This is a genomic window from Nocardioides sp. (assembly GCF_035547795.1).
In the GTDB taxonomy this organism is placed as follows: domain Bacteria; phylum Actinomycetota; class Actinomycetes; order Propionibacteriales; family Nocardioidaceae; genus Nocardioides.
Map to the genome: position 1 here is coordinate 1 of NZ_DASZUF010000057.1, position 2,689 is coordinate 2,689.

The window sequence follows — 2,689 nt, forward strand, 5'->3', positions numbered from 1 at the left end:
CTCGCGACCGCCCCCGACTGGTGGTCAGGACAGGGACGCCTTCCAGAGCATGGACAGGTCCGCGTCGGTGCGTGCCTCCAGGCCCTTGACGGCCGTGTTCGCGACCAGGAACTTCTTCGGGGTGTACAGCCACACCCAGGCGGCGTTGTCCACCAACTGGGCCGAGATCTGCTGGTAGATCGTGGCGCGCTGGGCGACGTCGGTGGTGGCGATGCCCTGCGCGAACAGCTTGTCGAGGATCGGGGACTTGTAGCCGGCGACCTTGTTGAAGCTGCCCGTCGAGGTGAAGTAGCGGGCGTACATGGTGTTCGGGTCTGCGCTGCCGCTGTTGGCCGCGATGGCGGCGTCGAAGTCGCCGGCCAGCCACTTCTGCACGTAGGTGTTCGAGTCCAGCGACTGGACGTTGACCTTGATGCCGACCTTTGCCAGCTGTGCCTGGATGTTCTGCGCCTCGTCGACGGCCGAGGAGTACAGGCCCTGCGAGGTCATCAGGTTGAGGGTGAAGCCGTTCGGCTCACCGGCCTTGGCCAGGTAGGCCTTCGCCTTGGCCAGGTCCTGGTTCGGGCAGGGCTGGGCGTTCGGGTCGGAGCGGTACTGCGGCGAGGTGATCGGCCCGGTCGGGGTGCCGGCCCCGAGTGCGGCCGAGCTGACCACGTCCTGGCGCGAGATCGCGCACTGGATCGCCAGTCGGGCGTTCACGTTGGACAGCACCGGGGAGGTGGCCCGCAACTGCAGCACGTGGTACCACAGCGAATTCACCGGGGTGCTCTTGACGTTGGCCGACGTGGCCGTCTTCGCCGTCACCGGGTTGTCGAACTCCGCCACCTGGACCGAGCCGGTCTTCAGCGCCGCGACGATGGACTGCTCGTCGGGGATGATCCGGAACTCCAGCTTGGCCGCGCCGGGCTTGCCGGCGTAATAGGAGTCGTTGCGCTTCAGCGTGATCGACTCGTTCGGCACCCGGCTCTCGAACTGGTACGGCCCGGCGCCGTCCGGCTTGGTCGCCAGCGTGTCGGCGGTCGCGCCGGACGGCACGATGCCGGTGTTGACCTGCGTCAGGCCCGCGGGGAACGACGCGTCCGGCTGCTTCATGTGCACCACGACGGTCTGCGGGTCCGGCGCGTCGATGCTCGCCACCGAGGCGAAGTAGGACGCCGAGCTGGCCTTCGACGCCGGGTCCATGATCTTGCCGAACGTGTACTTGACGTCGGCCGAGTCGAGCGTCGACCCATCGGCGAACTTCAGCCCCTGCTTGAGGGTGAACGTGTACGTCTTCCCGTCCTTCGACACCTGCGGCATGTCCGCGATGCCGGCCGTCGGGGTGCCGTCGGCGTCGGTGCTCAGCAGGGTGGTGTAGATCTGGGACAGCACCTCCTGCGACTGCACCGACGTGGAGGTCCACGGCACCATCTGCGTCGGGTCGGCGGTGATGCCGACCACCAGGGCGGCGCCGGCGCCTCCGGCCGGCGCGCTGTTGTTTGAGCTGCCGCACGCCGCCAGCGAGGCAGCGGCGGCCACGGCCGCCACGCTCGCCGTGATCGCACGACGTGCGGAGCGATCGACCTTCTTCACGGGTCCTCCTCTATTGAGCGGCCTGCTCGCCGTGAGCAACCTCACCGCCAACCATCGCCCACGATCCTAGGACAAAATGTTTCGCTTGTCGCCATATTCATGTAAATTCTTTCCCATCGCGTCGTCCCGTCCGAGCCCGGGTGGGTCGGCACCGAGCCGTTACGGTGATGCCGACCCAAGGAGACAAGAGCGCTGACATGACCGAGGACATCCTGGTGCGGCTGCGCCAGCTACTGCCGGACCTGCGACCCAGCGAGCAGCGGATCGCCCGCAGCACGCTCGCCGATCCGGCGGGGGTGGCCTCGCTCCGCATCACCGAGATGGCCGCGCGCAACTCCACGTCCACCGCCACCGTCGCCCGGTTCTGTCGCAGCGTCGGCTTCGACGGCTACAAGAGCTTCTGCCTGGCACTCGCCCGAGCGGGCGCAGACGAGCGGGGCCGGCGACTGGAGTTCGGGGTCTCCGAGGGCGACATCGACCCGACCGACACCATGGCCGAGGTGGTCCGCAAGCTGGCCTTCCAGGAGGCGCGTGCGGTCGAGGAGACCGCGGCGATGCTCGACCTCGAGCAGCTCGACCGGGTGGTGGACGCCATCATCGCGGCGCCGGTCATCGACGTCTTCGGGTCGGCCTCCAGCGGTCTCGCCGCCCAGGACCTGCAGCAGAAGCTGCGCCGCATCGGCTACCAGGCCAACGCCTCCAGCGACGCCCACCTCGCCCTGACCAGCGCCGCCGTACTGCCGGCGCACGCCGTGGCGATCGCGTTCTCGCACTCAGGCGAGACGGAGGAGGCGATCGCGGCCCTGCAGACCGCCGCGCTGCACGGCGCGTTCACGGTGGCGGTGACCAACTTCCCGGGCTCACCGCTGGCGCAGGCGGCCGACGCCGTCTTGACCACCGTCTCGCGGGAGACGCGATTCCGGTACGGCGCGATGTCCAGCCGGATGGCACAGCTCATGATCGTGGACACCATCTTCATGGGCGTCGCGCAGCGCAACCCCGACTCGGTCTCCGCCTCGCTCGCCGCCACCCTCGACGCCGTCGCCAGCCGGCGGGTCACCGCGCGCAACCACGGCGACGACTGACCCGCGCGCCGGCGCTCAGCCGCGCTCGGCCA

General features: G+C 69.1%; 2 protein-coding genes. One reads left to right on the plus strand and one right to left on the minus strand.

Annotated features, from left to right (window positions below):
* Positions 1-24: 24 nt before the first annotated feature.
* Complete coding sequence (locus tag VHA72_RS04420; protein ID WP_325573230.1) at positions 25-1,572, minus strand: ABC transporter substrate-binding protein; 1,548 nt, start codon at positions 1,570-1,572, stop codon at positions 25-27.
* Positions 1,573-1,769: 197 nt separating this feature from the next.
* Between VHA72_RS04420 and VHA72_RS04425 the strand changes: the two genes are divergently transcribed.
* The gene (locus VHA72_RS04425; RefSeq protein WP_325573231.1) at positions 1,770-2,657 is read left to right on the plus strand and encodes a MurR/RpiR family transcriptional regulator; all 888 of its coding nucleotides are present in this window, start codon (positions 1,770-1,772) and stop codon (positions 2,655-2,657) included.
* The last annotated feature ends 32 nt before the right edge of the window (positions 2,658-2,689 follow it).